At 35.4% G+C, this 18,454-nt stretch carries 14 protein-coding genes; 8 read left to right on the forward strand and 6 right to left on the reverse strand.

Translation table 11 applies throughout. The features are described 5' to 3' along the window. Positions 1–8: 8 nt before the first annotated feature. Complete coding sequence (locus IP358_RS07660) at positions 9–812, reverse strand: TOBE domain-containing protein (RefSeq protein ID WP_006803015.1); 804 nt, start codon at positions 810–812, stop codon at positions 9–11. A 144-nt stretch (positions 813–956) separates the two neighbouring features. On the opposite strand from IP358_RS07660, the gene IP358_RS07665 reads away from it, so the two are divergent. From IP358_RS07665 to leuB, 3 genes are read left to right on the forward strand one after another with little or no spacing between them, the layout of a single operon-like run. Then, positions 957–1,172 (forward strand): hypothetical protein, encoded by a 216-nt coding sequence (locus IP358_RS07665; protein ID WP_040498750.1) that lies wholly within the window; start codon positions 957–959, stop codon positions 1,170–1,172. Between the two features lie 3 nt (positions 1,173–1,175). Further along, a complete protein-coding gene (locus IP358_RS07670; protein WP_006803013.1) occupies positions 1,176–1,688 on the forward strand; it encodes a 3-isopropylmalate dehydratase small subunit in 513 nt (170 codons plus the stop codon). After that, entirely contained in the window at positions 1,675–2,742 is a 1,068-nt protein-coding gene (gene leuB / locus IP358_RS07675) for a 3-isopropylmalate dehydrogenase (protein ID WP_006803012.1), read from the forward strand. Before IP358_RS07670 ends, leuB begins: the two co-directional genes overlap by 14 nt. Before the next feature lie 27 nt (positions 2,743–2,769). On the opposite strand, the gene IP358_RS07680 is transcribed toward leuB, so the two are convergent. Continuing rightward, positions 2,770–3,186, reverse strand: coding sequence for a universal stress protein (locus IP358_RS07680; protein WP_006803011.1), 417 nt, complete (start codon positions 3,184–3,186; stop codon positions 2,770–2,772). Between the two features lie 103 nt (positions 3,187–3,289). Here IP358_RS07680 and selA point away from each other — a divergent pair, with 103 nt between their 5' ends. Genes selA through IP358_RS07700 form a run of 4 tightly spaced genes read left to right on the forward strand, consistent with a single transcriptional unit; the run spans position 3,290 to position 8,746 of the window. Then, complete coding sequence (gene selA, locus IP358_RS07685) at positions 3,290–4,675, forward strand: L-seryl-tRNA(Sec) selenium transferase (RefSeq protein ID WP_006803010.1); 1,386 nt, start codon at positions 3,290–3,292, stop codon at positions 4,673–4,675. Continuing rightward, positions 4,663–6,486 carry a selenocysteine-specific translation elongation factor gene (selB, locus tag IP358_RS07690; RefSeq protein WP_006803009.1) on the forward strand — a complete coding sequence of 608 codons (1,824 nt, stop codon included), beginning with the start codon at positions 4,663–4,665 and terminating at the stop codon, positions 6,484–6,486. Before selA ends, selB begins: the two co-directional genes overlap by 13 nt. A 10-nt stretch (positions 6,487–6,496) precedes the next feature. Continuing rightward, positions 6,497–7,507 (forward strand): hypothetical protein, encoded by a 1,011-nt coding sequence (locus tag IP358_RS07695; RefSeq protein ID WP_006803008.1) that lies wholly within the window; start codon positions 6,497–6,499, stop codon positions 7,505–7,507. Positions 7,508–7,516: 9 nt separating this feature from the next. After that, the gene (locus tag IP358_RS07700) at positions 7,517–8,746 is read left to right on the forward strand and encodes a molybdopterin molybdotransferase MoeA (protein WP_006803007.1); all 1,230 of its coding nucleotides are present in this window, start codon (positions 7,517–7,519) and stop codon (positions 8,744–8,746) included. On the opposite strand, the gene IP358_RS07705 is transcribed toward IP358_RS07700, so the two are convergent. Together IP358_RS07705 and IP358_RS07710 are read right to left on the reverse strand one after the other, a co-directional pair. Continuing rightward, on the reverse strand, positions 8,741–10,249 hold the full coding sequence (locus IP358_RS07705; RefSeq protein WP_040498747.1) for a Na+/H+ antiporter NhaC family protein: 1,509 nt from the start codon (positions 10,247–10,249) through the stop codon (positions 8,741–8,743). The two genes, IP358_RS07700 and IP358_RS07705, sit on opposite strands and share 6 nt — an antisense overlap. A gap of 81 nt (positions 10,250–10,330) precedes the next feature. Further along, complete coding sequence (locus IP358_RS07710) at positions 10,331–12,973, reverse strand: phosphoenolpyruvate carboxylase (RefSeq protein ID WP_006803005.1); 2,643 nt, start codon at positions 12,971–12,973, stop codon at positions 10,331–10,333. Positions 12,974–13,122: 149 nt separating this feature from the next. Here IP358_RS07710 and IP358_RS07715 point away from each other — a divergent pair, with 149 nt between their 5' ends. Beyond that, positions 13,123–14,316 carry an aspartate aminotransferase family protein gene (locus IP358_RS07715; protein WP_101313261.1) on the forward strand — a complete coding sequence of 398 codons (1,194 nt, stop codon included), beginning with the start codon at positions 13,123–13,125 and terminating at the stop codon, positions 14,314–14,316. Between the two features lie 35 nt (positions 14,317–14,351). Here IP358_RS07715 and IP358_RS07720 read toward each other — a convergent pair whose 3' ends face one another. After that, positions 14,352–14,867: a c-type cytochrome gene (locus IP358_RS07720; protein ID WP_040498942.1), complete on the reverse strand. Its 516-nt coding sequence runs from the start codon at positions 14,865–14,867 to the stop codon at positions 14,352–14,354. A gap of 9 nt (positions 14,868–14,876) precedes the next feature. Continuing rightward, complete coding sequence (locus IP358_RS07725; RefSeq protein ID WP_370525615.1) at positions 14,877–18,290, reverse strand: autotransporter outer membrane beta-barrel domain-containing protein; 3,414 nt, start codon at positions 18,288–18,290, stop codon at positions 14,877–14,879. Between the last annotated feature and the right edge of the window lie 164 nt (positions 18,291–18,454).

Raw genomic sequence — 18,454 nt, forward strand, 5'->3', positions numbered from 1 at the left:
TCCTCTCCTTAAATTCCTAAAATTACATTGTTTGCTTTAAAACCAAACCACACTTTTTGCCCAACTTTTAAAGCCAAATTTGTTTTAGAATCTTCTGTAACCACAGCACTCAACTCCGTTCCGTTGCAATTAATGCTAACTTCTGCATTCACCGCGCCATCTTTTAAATGGCTCACTTCTCCACAAAGGCAATTACGCAAGGACATTCCCTTAGGCTCTTGCGTGAAAACCACAATCCAGTTTGCCTTAATAAGTGCATAAGCTTGCATCCCTACCTTTAATCCAAGCTCTTTTAGGGAATGCAAAGTGATTGTACTTACAATTTGGATTCTATCTTGCACACTTAGTGTAACTTCTGCATTCACCGCTCCTTCTTTAATCGCTATAATCTCGCCTTGTAGTTGATTTCTAGCACTTGTTTTTAACATTACGCTTCTCCTTATTGTTTGTATGGATTCTTTTGTTTTACCAAGTAAGGAATCCCAAGCCTCCAAATCTCCTTCAAAAAGCGTATAAAGCTCTTGTGAGATTCTCTCCATCTCGCGAAAAATCCTAATTGCTTCTAAGCCTTTTTGAGTAACTTGTGTTCCGCCGCCGCCCTTACCACCTGTTACACGCACTACAAGGGGTTCGCTTGCGACTTTATTCATCAAATCTACGCTATCCCAAGCCGCTTTGTAACTCATTCTCATTTCTTTTGCCGCTTTAGAGATTGAACCGCTTTTTGCAATCCGCTCTAGCAATTCAATCTTGCCGTGTCCTAAGAAGTTTTTATCTTGTTCTTTAATCCAAATACGCCCTTGAACCTGCACAACTTTTCTCCACAACAGATTTTAAAAGATAGGTCAAATTATATTTTAATATATAACGATTTGTCAATTTTATAATCTTAAGTTTTATTTAAATTATTTTATTAATTCTTTTTGCTATAATAAGCCCTTATGCAAGGAGAAAAAATGACAATTATTAATCAAGAAACACGCGATGTCTTAGTAGAAAATGTCAAAGCTTCACCAGAAAACTTAATCTTAGGAATTGAGCACGCTCTAATTTCAAATGATATAGACCCACAAAGAGTATTTTTTCTAAAAGTGCCAGAGTCTTGCAAAAAGGCTCTTTTTAGCAAAGATTGGTATTGGAATGGTTCAAAGCTTGAAGTTTATAAGGATTAAAAAATGCAAGAGATAAAAAACGCAAGGGCGTGGAAATTTGGGGATAATATAGATACAGATCTAATTATTGCAGCGCGTTATTTAAATACAACAGATTCTGCAATTTTAGCCTCCCATTTAATGGAAGATGCAAGGAATGGATTTGTAAATTTAATTACAAAAGGCGATATTATTGTAGCAGGTGAAAATTTTGGTTGTGGCTCTAGTAGAGAACACGCACCAGTAGCCATTAAAGCGGCTGGGATTAGTGCAGTAATTGCCAAGAGTTATGCAAGAATTTTTTATCGCAATGCTTTTAATACAGGCTTGCCTATTTTAGAGATTCAAGAAGCAGATTCTATTAATGAAGGTGATATTTTAGAGATTGATTTAAAAGGCGGTGTGATTAAAAATCATACGCAAAACTGCGATTATGCCTTTAATGCGATTCCACCTTTTATGCTAGAGCTTTTAGAGAGTGGCGGATTAATCCCTTATGCAAAAAACAAGCTAGGAGAAACAAATGCAAAATTATAAAATCGCTGTAATTAAAGGCGATGGAATCGGACCTGAAATTATTAATGAAGCTTTAAAGGTTTTAAAAGTTACAGCAGAAAAGTTTTGTTTTAACTTAGAATTTGAAGATTATTTAATGGGCGGAATCGCTTATGATTTAACAGGCTCTCCCTTGCCTAAAGAAACTATTGAAGGCTGCTTAAAAGCAGATGCTACACTCTTTGGTGCAATCGGTGGTGAAAAATGGGATAATTTGCCGCGTGAGTTGCGACCAGAGAGTGGATTATTGCATTTAAGAAAAAGTTTAGAAGTTTTTGCAAACTTCCGCCCTGCTAAAGTTTATGATGAATTAGTTGATGCTAGCACACTAAAGGCTGAAGTAATAAAGGGCGTGGATATTCTAGTGGTGCGTGAGCTAATTGGAGGAATCTATTTTGGCACGCCAAAGGGGCGCGATAAAGATAGGGGCTTTAATACAATGGTGTATAGCGTTGATGAAGTTAGGCGCATTGCTCACACTGCCTTTGTTGCAGCAAGAAAACGCAAGCAAAAAGTGTGTTCTGTAGATAAAGCAAATGTGCTTGATGTTAGCCAGCTGTGGCGTGAAGTTGTTAGTGAAGTGGCAAAAGAATATCCAGATGTAGAGTTAAACCATATGTATGTAGATAATGCGGCAATGCAGCTTATTAGGAATCCTAAGCAGTTTGATGTGATTTTAACAGGCAATCTTTTTGGAGATATTTTAAGCGATGAAGCAAGTATGCTAAGTGGCTCTATTGGCTTGCTTCCTAGTGCGTCTATTGGCGCAAAAGCAGCGATTTATGAGCCCATTCATGGAAGTGCGCCAGATATTGTAGGAAAAGGGATTGCCAACCCTATTGCAACCATTGCTAGCGCTGCTATGCTTTTGCGCTATTCTTTAGGACAAACTCAAGCAGCAGAAGCGATTGAAAGATCAATTGAAGAAGCATTAAAAGAAGGATTCCGCACAAAAGATATTGCAGATTATGGCGCAAAAGAAATTTGCAGTTGTGAGCGTATGGGAAGCGTGATTGCAGAGAAAATCAAAAAGTGAAAAGTTAGAATCCAAAATTGGATTCCATTATTTCACAATTAAAATTGGAATGGGAGATTTTTCTGAAAAATCGTTTTGATTAGATGAAAAAATCTTATTCCAAAAGCTCTCCTCACTCTGTCCAATAACTAGTAAATCAAAGTCTTTTGCATAATTTAACACTTCAGTAACCGCTTCCCCTTCTAACAACTTTTGGCTAACATTAACACCCTTATTAGTAAAAATTGCACTAAAATCTTCTAAAAGCTTATCACTTTGCGCATTTTCTTTTTTTTCAATCTCTTCATAAGCAGCCAATGCTGCCTCCCCATAAAGCATAATAGGAGTTTTTACATGGATAATGCTAATTGCACAATCTTCCCTATCTCCAAAAAAATCCACCACAAACTGCGCTGCCTTTTGACAAGATGGTGTCGCATCAACAGCAAATAAAATCTTTTTCATAGCTTTCCTTATCTTTTAAAATTACAAAGATTATAGCAAATTTCACAGAAAATAAAGTAAAGTTTTAGTAAGCTTGTCAAATCAATCCACCAAGAGAGTCGTAATGCAAACGCCTTTAGAGCAAATTCCAAAAACAGACAAGCTTTTAAATGCGCTAAATTTAGAGCTTAAAACACCAAATCCAAAACTTTTAAAATCTCTAACTTTAGAATTTCTAGATAACTATCGCCAAGAATTGCTAAAAGGTGGAGAGTTGCTAGACTTTAAAAGTTGCGTCAAGCGCATTATAGCGTTGTATCAAAACGCTACACAAAAATCCCTAAAACCACTCATTAATGCCACAGGGATTGTTGTGCATACAAACTTAGGGCGTAGTGTGTTTTCAGAAGAGATTTTAGAAGAAATCAAGCCCCTTTTAACGCACTACAATAACTTAGAATATGATGTGCAAAAAGGGGAGCGCGGAGAGAGATATATCCATTTACAAAGGCTTTTTAAAACACTCTTAAACGCAGAAGATGTGCTAGTTGTTAATAACAATGCTGCTGCTGTATTTTTAATCTTAAACACCTTTGCAAAAGGCAAGGAAGTGATAATCTCGCGCGGGGAGCTAATAGAGATTGGCGGAAGCTTTAGAATTCCGCGCGTTATGGAAGACTCTAGGGCAATTTTGCGCGAAGTTGGCACAACAAATAAAACCCATTTAAAAGACTACAAAGATGCTATCAATGAAAACACTACTATACTTTTTAAGGCACATAAATCAAACTTTGCTATCACAGGATTTAGCAAGGAAGTAGAGTTTAAAGAGATTGTAGCCCTTGCAAAAGAATGTAATTTGATAGATTATTATGATTTAGGGAGCGGATATTTTAGCATTTTAGATTCCACATTTAAGGGATTTGAACCTTCCCTAGAAGTAATTTCTAGTCTTAATCCAAGCCTTGTGAGCTTTAGCGGAGATAAACTTTTAGGAGGAACACAAGCTGGGATTATCTTTGGAAAAAAAGCATTAATTGACAAACTTAAACAAAATCAACTCTTAAGAATGTTACGCGTGGATAAATTCACCATTGCTGCCCTTGAAGCAACGCTAAATGCCTATTTACAAGGCAACACAAAAGCGATTCCAACTTTACAAATGCTTTTAAGGGATAAGGATTGCTTGTATGCTTTAGCACAAGAACTTGCAAAAGGGATTCCTCCCTGCTTTAAAGCACAAGTGATTCCCACAAAAAGTTTTAGCGGTGGTGGGGCAATGCCAAGCCATTATTTAGAATCCTTTGGCGTAGCAATTTTTAAAAAGGATTTAGAAGCCTTAAATCTTAATGAAAGCAAGCTAGAACAGCATTTGCGCAAAAGCGGAATCATTGCACGCTTAGAAAACTCCGCCTTAATTTTAGACGCACGCACACTTTTAGAGGGCGATTTAGCTCAAATTGTGGAATCCTTTTTTGTATTACTTAAGGAAGCACAATGCAAAATCTAATTATTGGCACAATGGGACATATTGATCACGGAAAGACAAGTCTAATTGCAGTACTTAATGGATTTTGGGGAGATAGCACACAAAGTGAAAAAGAGCGTGGAATCACACTTGATTTAAGCTTTTCCAACCTTACACAAGGGGATAAAAACATCGCTTTTATTGATGTTCCCGGACACGAAAAATTAGTCAAAAATATGATTGCTGGAGCTTTTGGTATAGATTACGCACTGCTTGTGATTTCCGCAAATGAAGGGATAATGTCCCAGACTTTAGAGCATTTAAGAATTTCGTATTTACTAGGAATTAAGGATTTTATTGTTGTGTTAAGCAAATGCGATTTAGTAGAAAATTCTTTATTACAAAAACGCAAAATAGAAATTGCCACGCTATTTTCCAACTTTAAAGACTTAAAATATCTCCTTTTAAATGTTTCTATTTATGATAAAGCTAGCATTGAAGCACTTAAAAACACACTCTTTTCACTTCCAAAACTTAAGCGTTTAGATTTAGGATTTTTTCGCTATTACATTGATAGAGTTTTCACTCTTAAGGGTTCAGGTTGTGTGGTAAGCGGCACGCTAATGGACGGAGATTTAAGCATAAAAGATAAAATATGGTGCGCACAATTAGAACAAAGTCTTAACATTAAAAATCTCCAAAGCCACGGAAAAAACACAGAAATTGCCCACAATGGTGCGCGTGTGGCAATCAATCTTAGCGGAATCTCTCATCATCAACTCAAACGCGGTGATTTGCTGACTAAAAAGGGCTATTTGCGTGGATTTGATAAGATTGAAGTGGAGCTAGAACGCTTTGAAAACCTTGAACACAATAGCGAAGCGATACTCTATTTAGGCGCATTGCGCACAACTTGTCGTGTGTTATTTTTGGATTCCAACAAAAAATTTGCCACACTAAAAGCTAGGATTCCACTCTTTAGCATTTTTAATGAACGCTTTATTTTGCGCGATGATAATCAAACACTAGGCGGTGGAAGAGTTTTAAGCCCTATTATAGATCCTATGAAAAAATCTCAAAAATTGCAATATTTAGAATGCTTAAGCCAAAAAGATTTAAAAGGCGCATTTGAAATCCTTTTGCAAGCACATAAAAAGGGGTTAGGACTAATTAGCTCAATGCAACGCTTTAGGATTCCACAAAATAAAGCTTTAGAAATTGCAAAAGAAATTCCCCATTGCTTTGTGTGTGAAAAAGCACTTATCGCTTACCCAAAAAGCGCTAGAACACTTATAAAAGAAGTGATTACACAAATTTTAGCCAAAAATCCAAACGCGCTTTTAAGTGCTGCACTTTTAAGCCAAAAACAAAGCTTTATCGCTGAAGAATTTGCCCTAGATGTGCTCAATGAACTTTTAGCACAAAACACATTGTGTAAGTTGGAATCCTTTTTTGTATCGCCTAAAAATTCCTTACAAGACACAAAAGGCGTTGAAGACTATCTTTATACAACCATTTATAACACATTGTATCATCAAGGCTATGAACCCATCGCCCCTTATAATCTTTATGATAGCCTAGATATTGATAGAAAAAGTGGTGATACAATCTTTAAACGCTTAACAAGTGAAAAAAAGATTTTACGACTAAGCCATAAGCTTTTTATTTGCGCAGAGCATTTAACAAAACTTTTAGAGCTAATGCGCGAAATCATCAAAAAAGAAGGCTATTTGGACATTAACAACTTCAAAACCCATTTAAATCTTAGTCGCAAATATCTCATCACTTATTTAGATTATTTAGATAGTTTCAACGATATAGAAAACGACAATGGTAGGCGTATATTTAAATAAGGAATCTTAAATGCTAGATAGACTCCAAAACACAGAACTAAATCTTGATTTAAACGCAAAACTTCTTGCGACTAGAACTTGCAATTATCAAGCCATAACGCCAACGCAAATCCAGCAAATCCGTCAAGAAAATAAAGAACTCTGCGCCCTTTTAAACACTCAAATTGCACGCCCTTTTAGCTTTAGCGTAGAATCCTTTTATTTTCTTTTGCACTCTCTCTCTAAGCATTATAAAATCGCTCTTGCCCTAAGTAGCCACAACCTTCTTTATCAAGCCTATTTACTCTTAGAAGAGAGCAATATTATCCCCTTACTTCCTGATTCTACACTTGGTTATATCACACAAGCCACCTTGCAAAACGCCTTAGATAATGGCGCAGATTGTTTCATAATCCCTCATATTAATGAAGACATTCTAACACAAAATCCCCTAGAATATTTACCAGAGAATGTGCTAAAAATTGTGGATATTAGCTACACAATTCCTTTAAATCTACCTTTGCCAAAGGCGGATTTACTGCTTGTAAATGGAGAGAATTTAGGAATAATGCGCCCCTTTGGAATCATAGCTTCCAATAATTCAAGTTTTTATGGGTTACCTAGCGTTTATTTAGAAATTCAAAATCTCTATGCAGTTTTTAAAGAAGCAATTTTAAGCAAACAAGCAAATACACAAGATCTTTCACAAAGCTTCTTCCATTGTCTTCAAGCAAGTTTAAAAGAACAATGCTACTGCTTCTATCAAAGCCCAAAAAACACTTTGTGCTTAGGACTAAAAGGCATTAAGGCTAGAAATCTTATTCAAAGCCTTATGTTTGATGGAATCCATATTATCAATGGGCAAGAATGCTTATTTGGCTTTAGTCAGCCTTCTTTTGTCTTGCGCTTAATGGGCTATAAAGAAGCGCAAGCAAGAGAGCTAATTAGTCTTAGCTTTTTAGAAATATCCCCTAGTCTTATTCCACAAATTGCGCAAAAAATTGCTCAAAAATATCTCCAACTAATCAAACTTCAATCCTAAAGGAATCCTATGCAAACTCTAAAAGAAGCAAAAATAACTCTCTATAATATTGCTAAAGAATATCAAAATAAAAATAAAGAAATTTTGCCTCTTTTGCAAGCACAAAATAAAATTCTAGCTTGTGATATTTATGCTGCAAAATCTCTCCCTAGTTTTGATAATAGCGCAATGGACGGATATGCACTAAATCTTAAAAATGCGGGCAAAACCTTAAAAATACAAACAAGCATTTTTGCAGGTGATTGCCAAGCAATCACACTAGAGCCACACGCGTGTGCGAAAATTATGACAGGGGCTAGGATTCCACAAGGGGCGGATTGTATTGTGCCTTTTGAAGAGATTGAGGGGGGATTTAACAACACTTCACAAATCACCGCGCCACAAAATCTAAAGCTCTTTGCAAACATTAGAAAAGAAGGCGAAGAAATAATGCAAGGCTCTTTGCTTTTAGAAAAAGGAGTGCAACTAACTTGCGATAGACTAACACTTCTTGCAACACAGGGAATTAGCAATGCATCTGTGTTTAGCCCACTAGAGATTGCAATTTTTACAAGCGGAAATGAGCTAAAAGAACCTTGGGAACCAGCAAATGCTTCTGAAATCTACAATTCAAACGCTACAATGGTGCAAAGCACCTTGCAATCTTTGCATTTTAAAAGCAAATATTGTGGAATCTTAAAAGATGATTTTAGCGCAGTGGAGCTTGCCTTACAGACTCCCAGTGATGTGATTTTTACAACTGGTGGTGCTAGCAAGGGAGAGGCAGACTTTATCCGCCAAGCTTTAGTGCAAAGTGGAGCAACACTTTTAATTGAGAGAGTGGATATTAAGCCCGGCAAGCCTATTATGGTTGCACATTTTAAAGGTAAATTTATTGTCGCGCTTCCGGGAAATCCCTTAGCTAGTAGCGTAATGCTTAGAGTGCTTATTCTTCCATTTTTAGCACAACTTAGTGGAGCAAATGCGCATTATCCAAGCCCTATTATCTTAAAAGCAAGCACACCATTAAAGCGCAAAGCACGCGCTGAAGTGCTTTTAGCTAAAATACAAAATGACTCCATAAGCTTCACAAAAGGCGGTAAATATGGCTCTGGAGAAGTTACACCAATGGCGCAAAGTGATGCGCTTGTGATTTTAGATTCCAACTTCACAGAAATTAAAGAAGGTGATTTGCTAAAAGTCTTGCCCTTTTACGCCCCTTTTAACACAATAGAGCAAGAATGTATTAATCGCTTATAAACTTAAAATATTTTTTCTAAATACTCTTTTATAAAGCCAAAATAGCGTGATTAAAGCTGGGATTCCAAAAATATATCCCGCTAGCACATTATCAAAATACCCTGCAATCCCAAAAGAAAGCAACGCGATAAAAGCAACACTTGTAACATAAGGGAATTGCGTTATAAAATGGCTATGCACGGAGCAACCCGCCCCTGTGGCTGATAAAATTGTCGTATCAGAAATCGGTGATGCGTGATCCCCATACACAGCACCAGATAGCACAGCGCACACAGAGAGATTTAAACTCACATCATTACTTAGCGCAATCCCAGCTCCAATAGGTAACATAATTGCAAATGTCCCCCAACTAGTGCCTGTGCAAAAAGCAATAAAACTTGAAGCAAGGAATAAAATTAATGGAATAAAAATTTGTGGAGAGAGTGAGCCATTGCTTAAAAACTCTTTGCTTAAATTTGCTAGATACACACCTGTTTGCAAATCTCCTTTAATCACAGGACCAATCGCCCAAGCAAAAATTAAAATCAAATTTGCAGGTAACATTAGCAAAAAGCCATCTTTAATAATCAACCAATACTCATTTGCCAAGATTCTATTAAACGCTAAAACCACTGCCACAAAAAGCGCGCAAGCTCCACCCCAAAATAGAGCAAATCCCGTTTGAGCTTCTGAAAGCATTGCGATAAAATCAAGATTTCCTACAACTCTATATCCACTATAAAAAATAAAAAATCCCACAAATATAAACAACGCTCCAAGTGGCAAGAGTAAAAGCCACATACTTCCACCACTATGCTCTTTTATCTCTTCAAACTCCTGCACGCCAGCATTTTGGTATTTTACCATTTGAGGCAAATTGATTTGCCAAAGGATTGTCAAAAACACTCCAAGCAAGGCAAACCACGCATAAAAATTTCCCATAATACTATTTGCTAACACACTAAAACTCTTATCCACTCCAAAAATACCGCCCATAATCCCTAAAATATATGCTCCCCAGCTAGAAATTGGCATTAAAATACAAATCGGCGCAGAAGTAGAATCTATAATATAGGCTAAACGCTCTCTACTAGAATGATTCACATCATTTAGCGGACGCGCGATTTGCCCAACACTTAAAGCATTAAAGTAATCATCAATAAAAATCACAATTCCAGCAATAAACGCTAAAAACTCTGAACTCCTAGGGCTATTAACCTTCTCTCTAGCCCAAGCAACAAATGCTGCAATCCCACCAGAACATTTCATAAGCTCTGTTAAAACTCCAAGCATTATTAAAAAACCAAAGACATAAATTGCTGAACTTTGCACTTCTCCATCACTATAAAAGACAGAAGAAATCCTTTGGGATACATAGCCAAAAACACCCAAAATACTATCTTGTAGCATAAAGCCAGCAATAACAATTCCTGCAAAAAGCGAAAGCACCACGCGCTTTGTAATAAAAACTAAAACAATCACCACAAGTGGCACAACAAGGCTTAAAGCAGAATCTGCATACATTTTTGCTCCTTTTAAAGGCGCAATTCTAACCTATTTATATGCTTGTTTTCAAGCTTTAATACACTATAAAACTTTCACAAATCACCCCGTATTTCTAATCCCCTGTGCAATTCCAACAATGGTTGTAACAATCTGTTTAGCAATGCGTTCCTTTTGTTCAGCATAATGCGCTTCTTTATAAGCACGCATTAAATGTAATTGAAAGAAACTAAGACTTGTTAAAAATGGCTTTCTTAACAAAATGGATTCTTGGATAAGCTTCTCGCTTGCCAGCAAATGCTCTTCGTTGCGCACATATAACAACCACTCTAGCGTGCGATGATATTCTTCTTCAATCATCTGCCAAATTTTTTCTCTTAATTCTACATTCTCTACAAAAGCATTGTAACGCTTTGCAATATCTAAATCCACTTTCAAAAATGCTTGCGAGATATTATCAATCGTGGTTTTAAAAAACAAATTTCCTTGATAGCATTGTCTTAAAAACTCCTTCTCTCCACATTCTTTAAATGCTGCTTCTAAGCCACTTCCCAAACCATACCAAGCAGGGATAATTGCCCTATTTTGCGTCCAAGCAAATACCCAAGGAATCGCGCGCAAATCCTCTACATTTTGTGTATCCTTACGCTTACTAGGACGCGAACCTATGTTTAATTGCTGGATAAAATAAATAGGCGTGGCACTTTTAAAATACTCTATAAATCCTTGTGTTTCATACACTAATTTCCGATAGGCTTTATAAGATTCCGTGCTAATTATCTGTAAAATTGGCTCAAAATCAACCCCACCTTGTTCAAACTTCATCTTAAACTTATCATACACAGACTTTTTAAGCAAGGTTGCAAGCGCACTTTCAAAATTAGATTCCGCCTTTTTAGGATTTAAATATTTCTCGCTAATCACTTCCCCTTGTTCTGTAGTTTTTAAAAAACCAGCAACACTATTTGTTGGCGATGAAAGCAGCGCGTCTTCTAATGCACCACCTCCACGACTCACACTTCCACCTCTTCCGTGAAATAGTCTAAACTTAATTTTTAGCTCATCTTCTAAAGCAATCAAATTCCCAATAGCTTGTTTTAGTGAATAATTGCTAGCAAAAATCCCTCCATCTTTACTAGAGTCTGAATAACCAATCATAATTTCTTGGTAATTTTTGCGCGATTGTAGATATTCTGCATAATGGGGATTTGCGCATAACTCTCGCAAGATTGCTGGCGCAGATTCCAAATCTCCAATAGTTTCAAAAAGTGGTGAAATAGAAATGCGCGTTTTTTTGCCCTTGCGCCACAATCCACTTTGTTTTGCAAACCAAAGCACACAAAGCAAGTCATTTGCACTTTGGCACATTGAAATAATGCAAGAATCAATAATATTATCACTAATCCTATCCTTTGCCCATTTAAAATTTACAAAGGCTAAAATTGTTTCTTGTGTCTGTGTGCTTAACTTCCCATAAAGCGTGTTTAAATCAAGCAATGGCGCATCAAGAGCAGTGTTTAAAATCTTTGTGCGCTCACTTTGCGGTAAAAGCAACAAATCCCCTTGTACATAACCCAAATGCGAAAAAATCTCTGCTAAGGCATTCCAAAACACATCTCTATGCTGACGAAAATCTAATTGCATTAAATGGAATCCTGCTAAAATTGCCAAGTTTTTTAACTCTTTTAGATAAATACTGCTGCGCTCATCAAGAGATTCTATCATCATATCAATATCTTTTATAAACTCCTTTGCATTAGCATACATATAAAGCTTATTTTCATTTAAAGCACTTTGGGGCAAGTTTAGTGCTAGGATTCTGTTTTCAAGTTTTTGTCGCATACAAGTGAGCTTTGCACGAAATGGCTCTTGTAAGAAAAGTTTTTTTGCCATAGAATCTAAATGTTCTTTTTCTGTCTCTAAGCTCTCCAAAAGCGCCTGTGAAGGCGCAACAAATTCTTGCGCAATGGATAGCTCGCGACTTAATTTATCAATATGTTTTAAATACTGGTGAATAATTGTTTGATGCTGGCGTTTCATTACTTCTAACATTACAGCATTTGTTACATAAGGATTTCCATCTCTATCCCCTCCAATCCAGCTTCCAAGCCGAATGGGAGATTTTTTTAACACTTCTTTATCACCTAATTCTGCTAATGCCTCTTGCACTTCTTTTAGCACGCTAGCACCACTTCTTAAAATGGAGCTTTCCATAAAATACAGCAGATTATCTAACTCAAAAAGCACTTCAATCTTTTCACTTCTGACAATATGGCTATTCCACAGCAAATTTAAGCGGTATTTTAAATGTTCTTTTGCCTGTGTATCGCTAAATTTAAACCACGCTTCTAAATCATCACTCATTTCGTGGTAACTCTCTAAAAAAGTTCTCCGCAAAGATTCTGTGGGGTGAGCGGTAAAGACAGGATAGAATCGGATTTTTTTCAATACAGATTGAATATCTGCATTATCGTATTTTTGGGCTTTAAGCTCTGTAATTGTGGTTAAAATTGCCCCATTTTTTACTTGACTTAAACGATGCCTTTCATCAATAATATTTAAAAGCAAATGATAAAGCGTGAAAGCTTTAATAAGATTTGAAATCTCTATTGCGCTAAGAGTGTTTAAATCTATTTCTTTACCTTCTTTTAATGCCAAAAATAAGGGTAGAATCTGTGGTGCAACCGCGTCTAATTGCTCACACATTAACGCAAAAATAAACTTAATTTCCTGCAATTTATCCATTTGCGATTCCTTTTACCTAAAATTTACAAGAATTATAACGCTTTTATGTAAAATCCTTGAAAAATTTATATTAAAACTTTAAAGTTTTTATAAGTCTCACTAAAACTTTAAGCTGGTAAAATGCTCCAAATTTCTTTACAAGGCTTTTTATGAATGCACAAACCCTAAAACAAATGGATTTAGATTATGTTCTACACACTTATGCACGCAATTATGTGCATTTTGTGCGTGGAAGTGGCGCGCGTTTATTTGATGAAATGGGTAAGGATTATATTGACTTTGGCTCTGGGATTGCTGTGTGCAGTGTGGGACACGGCAATAAACGCCTAGCAGACGCGCTTTATAAACAAGCACAAAACCTAATTCACACTTCTAATCTCTATCTTATAGAACCACAAGCAAAACTTGCAAAAAAGCTTGTGGAATTAAGCGGATATGATATGCGCGTATTTTTTGCAAACTCTGGTGCAGAAGCCAATGAAGGAGCATTAAAGATTGCTAGAAAGTTTGGCGAAGTCAATGGCGAGCTAAAACGCTATCAAATCATCACTTTAGATTCTTCTTTTCACGGACGCACCATTAGCACACTAAAAGCCACTGGGCAAGATAAAATGCACAATTACTTTGGTCCTTTTCCTGATGGCTTTGTATATGCAAAAGATTTAAACGATATTCCAAACAAAATTAGCAATGTAACTTGTGCTGTGCTTTTAGAGCTTGTTCAAGGCGAAGGGGGAATCACACCTTTTAACAAGCAAGAAGTGCAAGATTTAGCAAAACTTTTAAAAGAAAAAAACATTCTCTTAATGGTTGATGAAGTGCAAACTGGGATTTACAGAAGCGGAGAGCTTTTTGCCTCCCAAGCATATGGAATCACACCTGATGTTATTACCACAGCAAAAGGGCTTGCAGGGGGCGTTCCAATCGGTGCAGTGCTAACAAGCCTAAAGGATATTTTCTCACCAAGTGATCACGGAAGCACTTTTGGCGGAAACTTCCTATCCACTGCTGCTGCCTTAGAAGTGCTAGAGATTTTAAGCGCGCTTAAGGCAAGTGGAGAGCTTGATAAAACAATCGCGTATTTTTCAAAAAAACTCCAAGATTTACAAAAAAACCATAGCGCGATTTTCACACAAGAAGTTGGCTTAGGGCTTATGCGTGGGCTTAGAGTAAGAGATGCAGAAACTTTAAGTGCATTTTTGGAATCTAGTTTTAACAATGGAGTTTTAGTGTTAAAAAGCGGCAAAAACACAGCACGCTTTTTACCAAGCCTTACTATCACAAAAGAAGAAATTGATTTAGGTTTTGAACGCTTAGAATTCACTTTAAAAGATATTTATTAATTTAAATTCCAATAGCACCTTTTTGGTGCTATCCCCTACTCCATCTCCTTATGCCCTAAATCTGTAATATACTCTGCTAGTTGTTTGATTTCTTCTTTAGTGTATTGGTATTCATCCATTACTGCAAACATAATAAAGTTATTTCCCGGTGTTCCTCCTTTATCACTTGCATAATCAATAAGTCTTTGATACACATAATCTTTTAGCATTGCACCAATAAGTTGTGTTTCTCTACCTCCAGGTGGAGCTTTTAATCCATTTGCTCCATGACAGATAGAACAATTTTGTTTATATTCTTTACTAGGATTAAAATTGTCTTTTGCTTGTGCAAGATTTAAACTTCCTAATAAACATAATCCTAAAAAAGAAGTTAGTGTTGTTTTAAAGACTTCATAGGAAGTCTTTTTGTTTTGTTTGTTGATTTGTTTAACTTGTTTTATTTGTTGTTTGCTTTGTTTATTTTGTTGTAAAGCCTGCTGTATTTGATAGCTTAGACTTTTGTTTTGTTTTATTTGTTTCTCTTGTTGTAAAGTTAGTATTATTCTTTGCATTTTCTCTCCTTACCACCAATATCCAATTCTAGCAAAGGCAGTATGTCCTTGAATATCTTTTGCAAAGTTTCCTTGATAGTTTAGACTTAACTCTACATTATCTCCTAGAAGTTTAACAAGACCAAATTGCACATAATAAGAAGTATCTGGAAGTTTAATATCTCTTGTAGCAAACAAAGGATTTGCTAATGTCTCTCCTGCAATTTTCATTTGACTTTTTGCATCATCATAGAGTCTAAACTTAGCTCCTAGTGCTGCATTAAAGCGTGTAGTTTGATTATAAGCGTGATGGAATCTTAATCCTGCAACCCCTTCTAAGAGATTAATTGTTGTTTTATCATAATATTCTGTAAGCTTTGTATGTTTAATCTCATAAGAATCTACTGCCATTCCTGTATAGATTAAACCTAACTCTGGTGTCCAATAACTATTAGTTAAGACATTATAAATATTAACTCCAGCTCTTAGTTCTGCTCCATAATTTAATGAATCAAAGTCAAAATCATCTTTATAAGAATCACTATCTATCATAGAGACATCACTCTTTGTAGTTCCTAGCATTGTATTAAGACTAACATAGAGTTCTTTATTAGAAAATCTATGGAAGGCATTGTAATAAGTTAATCCTGCTAAATAACTTGTGCTATCTGTATCTGTGCTTGTTGTGTTGTTTTCTCTCTTAGAGTTTTCTAAATTAATATAAAAGCCATAAACTCCATAATTAGAATTTAATTGTCCTCCAGCTAGCAATCCATAACTATTTGTTTTTGTGGTGCCTAATCCTAAAGATTTATCTTTAATGTAATTATAATAAGGCACTGCATAAGTATAAAGATCACTTTCTTTTTTATTTTGCTTAATAAAAATATCATCTAAGGCTCTTAAGAGATCTAAATCTGTATAGCCTTTATTGATTTCATCATAGAGTAAAGCATCAGATGCACCAGCTTGTGCATAAGTAGCATAAGTAGTAATTTGTTCATCTGTGGCATAAGCTTCTAAGTTAGTGTTATTTGAAACATTGCTTAAAGTGTTATTCCCTGAAGTGTTGCTTGCAGGATTTGTCAAAGCATTTATATTACTTACATTACTAGCAATATTTGTATTACCTGGGTTACTAGTATTATCCAATAGATTTATATTATCATTTAAAGAATTCTTTGCATTATAACTCAAGAGATTATTATTGGTATGATTTTTTAAATTATTACTAGAAAGATTCTTGTTTGTAGGATTGTTATCTAAAGAATTATTCTTTGAAGCATTTTTAGAATGATTATAAAGAGCATAAGCTACTTGTTCTTTTAGAGTATTATAGCTTGAGAGATTAGTATGCTCTGTTCTAAAAGTTTTAGTAGAGATTTCTTTAAGGGTGTTAAAGGTTTGTGTCATATTAGTATTTAGTGCATTAATTTGATTAGAACCAATAGTGGAGCCGGGAGTATCATCATTAACTTTTAATTCACCAATTAAACCATCTGCTTGAACAACAGGTGCAATAGTATCTCCACCACCAACACTAAGTTTAATGACTTTTCCTTCATGGAGTAAGGTTGCAAAGTTACTTTCTCCATTAGCTCCTGCTCCCCCTTCAATAAAATGTCCTGCTACATTATGTCTGCCGTCTTTATCATAGATACTGATTTTTCCATCTTTAAGATCCTTTTCTTCTTCAGGGGTTAAAACAAGGTATTGGACATAAGAGCCTTTAGCGAAGATTTTATCATCGCCAAAGAGGGTGATTGTTCTATTCATTTTATCAGGAAGCAGTAAGATAGGTTTGCATCCATATAGATTAGGATTAAGTCTGCATTCTTCAGAATCTCCTGGAAGAGCATTAGGATCGCTGGGATATTCAAACACTCCAAATGCTACATTTTCAAGATTTTTATTATCACCATTTGTGTCTATAATAACTCTTCCATTTGTTTTAAAATCCCAACCATCTATTGCTATTGTTCCACCATTGGTGTTTTTAAAGTGATAGCCAGAATTCTCATAAGCTTTTTTAAAGTTAATACCATTTATGTTTTGCAATAACCATTTATCATCAAAATTTACTATCTCAATCGTTCCCCCATTATTAATAATACCTTTTTCAATTGCTAAAGAATTTTCTTTGTGTCCGTGTATTCTTATGTATGCTTTATCACTAGCAGTAATTTGACCAGCTACGCGGCTAGTCGTTACAGGTGAAGTAGTATAATAATGTTTATAGCTCGAAATTTCAATACTAGCTCCTTCACCTTTGGCTGTAATCTCACCAGAAACTATTGAAGATTCTCTAGCGTCAATCTCAGCTTTTGAGTTCTTACCAACTTTAATATCACTTGTAATTTCAGAATCACCTAATGCAAGATAGATTCTACCTCCCCCACCTCTCTCGTCTGATTCCTCTAAGGTTATCTTGCCAGTCATCAATGATTTTCTTTCCATTGATAATGTAGCATACTTGCTTTTCCCCACGCTTAAATCACCAGTCATTTTTGAATTATAATTTAAGTAAATAGCAGGACCAGTTATGCCAAGAGCAGTCTGGTGCAAATTCAATATGTAATTATCATGATAATCCATATCTCCATAAATTCCTAATACTGCGTCTGCTACTCCAGCATTACTATCTTTAGCCCATATATTACCTGAGATTTCTCCCCCATTATTTACACTTATTTGGATTCTGCTAGGCGCATTTTCATCACTTATATCTGAAGCAATCGTTCCACCATTTGTAGTGATTGATAAATGTTCCCTAGCATAAATACTATCAATCACCAAATCCGTTTTCTCAAACCCTATCGTATGCCCTTTTGCCCCTAATGTCCCTTTGTTAAAATAAATATCAAGATAACCATTACTTGTTTTTATATCTCCTGCAACATTTAATGTATCAGCTTTAATAGACATACTGCCTTTATTATTGATTGAGTCAATGTTTATAGTAGAACCATTGTCGCCTTTAATGGAGAGTTTGGGAATATCATTAAAAAAATCTTCTGCCTTATTAGCATAACCATTATCTTCAAAGTATTTCAACCATTTCTCTCGGGTATTTTCATAGTTATTGCCAGATACATCAACCCCAAATTGCGCCTTTAAATTTTCAAACAAAACTGCTGAAGTAAGCTCTTTTATTGTGTTATTCCCTGCAAAATTAATTGTAACGCTTTTTTCTTTTAATTCTTTGTTTTGAAAATCAACTTTATCAAAATTTTTATTTTCATATTTATTACTTGGAGTAAAGTTATTGTCAATTTCAAGAGATTCCGCATAAGCTGGTGAGTGAAAAATAAAAGTAGAAAGTGAAGTTGCAAGAACACTATAATAAATTGCCTTGCTAGTAAATGGATTTAAATATCTCTTAAATGCCCCCCCCCCCGCAGGAATATCAATCATATTAGAATGATTATTCAATGTTTTTTCCATTATTTTTCTCCTTTGTTTGAAGTGTGATTTTGATTTTAAACCTTACCATTTTATAATAAATCCTTTTAAAATTTAAGTGATATTGTTACTATTTTTTAAATGAAATAAAAATCATTTTTATTATGTAAAGAAAAATATAAAGATTAATTCCATATTATAGGGAT

It is taken from the genome of Helicobacter winghamensis ATCC BAA-430, from assembly GCF_028751035.1.
GTDB classification, from domain to species: Bacteria; Campylobacterota; Campylobacteria; order Campylobacterales; family Helicobacteraceae; genus Helicobacter_D; species Helicobacter_D winghamensis.

Coding starts and splice junctions, on each gene's coding strand:
- IP358_RS07725 (WP_370525615.1), bottom strand. CDS start 18,290: ATGGAAAAAACATTGAATAATCATTCTAATATGATTGATATTCCTGCG.
- IP358_RS07715 (WP_101313261.1), top strand. CDS start 13,123: ATGAATGCACAAACCCTAAAACAAATGGATTTAGATTATGTTCTACAC.
- IP358_RS07720 (WP_040498942.1), bottom strand. CDS start 14,867: ATGCAAAGAATAATACTAACTTTACAACAAGAGAAACAAATAAAACAA.
- IP358_RS07665 (WP_040498750.1), top strand. CDS start 957: ATGACAATTATTAATCAAGAAACACGCGATGTCTTAGTAGAAAATGTC.
- selA (WP_006803010.1), top strand. CDS start 3,290: ATGCAAACGCCTTTAGAGCAAATTCCAAAAACAGACAAGCTTTTAAAT.
- leuB (WP_006803012.1), top strand. CDS start 1,675: ATGCAAAATTATAAAATCGCTGTAATTAAAGGCGATGGAATCGGACCT.
- IP358_RS07680 (WP_006803011.1), bottom strand. CDS start 3,186: ATGAAAAAGATTTTATTTGCTGTTGATGCGACACCATCTTGTCAAAAG.
- IP358_RS07670 (WP_006803013.1), top strand. CDS start 1,176: ATGCAAGAGATAAAAAACGCAAGGGCGTGGAAATTTGGGGATAATATA.
- IP358_RS07710 (WP_006803005.1), bottom strand. CDS start 12,973: ATGGATAAATTGCAGGAAATTAAGTTTATTTTTGCGTTAATGTGTGAG.
- IP358_RS07695 (WP_006803008.1), top strand. CDS start 6,497: ATGCTAGATAGACTCCAAAACACAGAACTAAATCTTGATTTAAACGCA.
- selB (WP_006803009.1), top strand. CDS start 4,663: ATGCAAAATCTAATTATTGGCACAATGGGACATATTGATCACGGAAAG.
- IP358_RS07705 (WP_040498747.1), bottom strand. CDS start 10,249: ATGTATGCAGATTCTGCTTTAAGCCTTGTTGTGCCACTTGTGGTGATT.
- IP358_RS07700 (WP_006803007.1), top strand. CDS start 7,517: ATGCAAACTCTAAAAGAAGCAAAAATAACTCTCTATAATATTGCTAAA.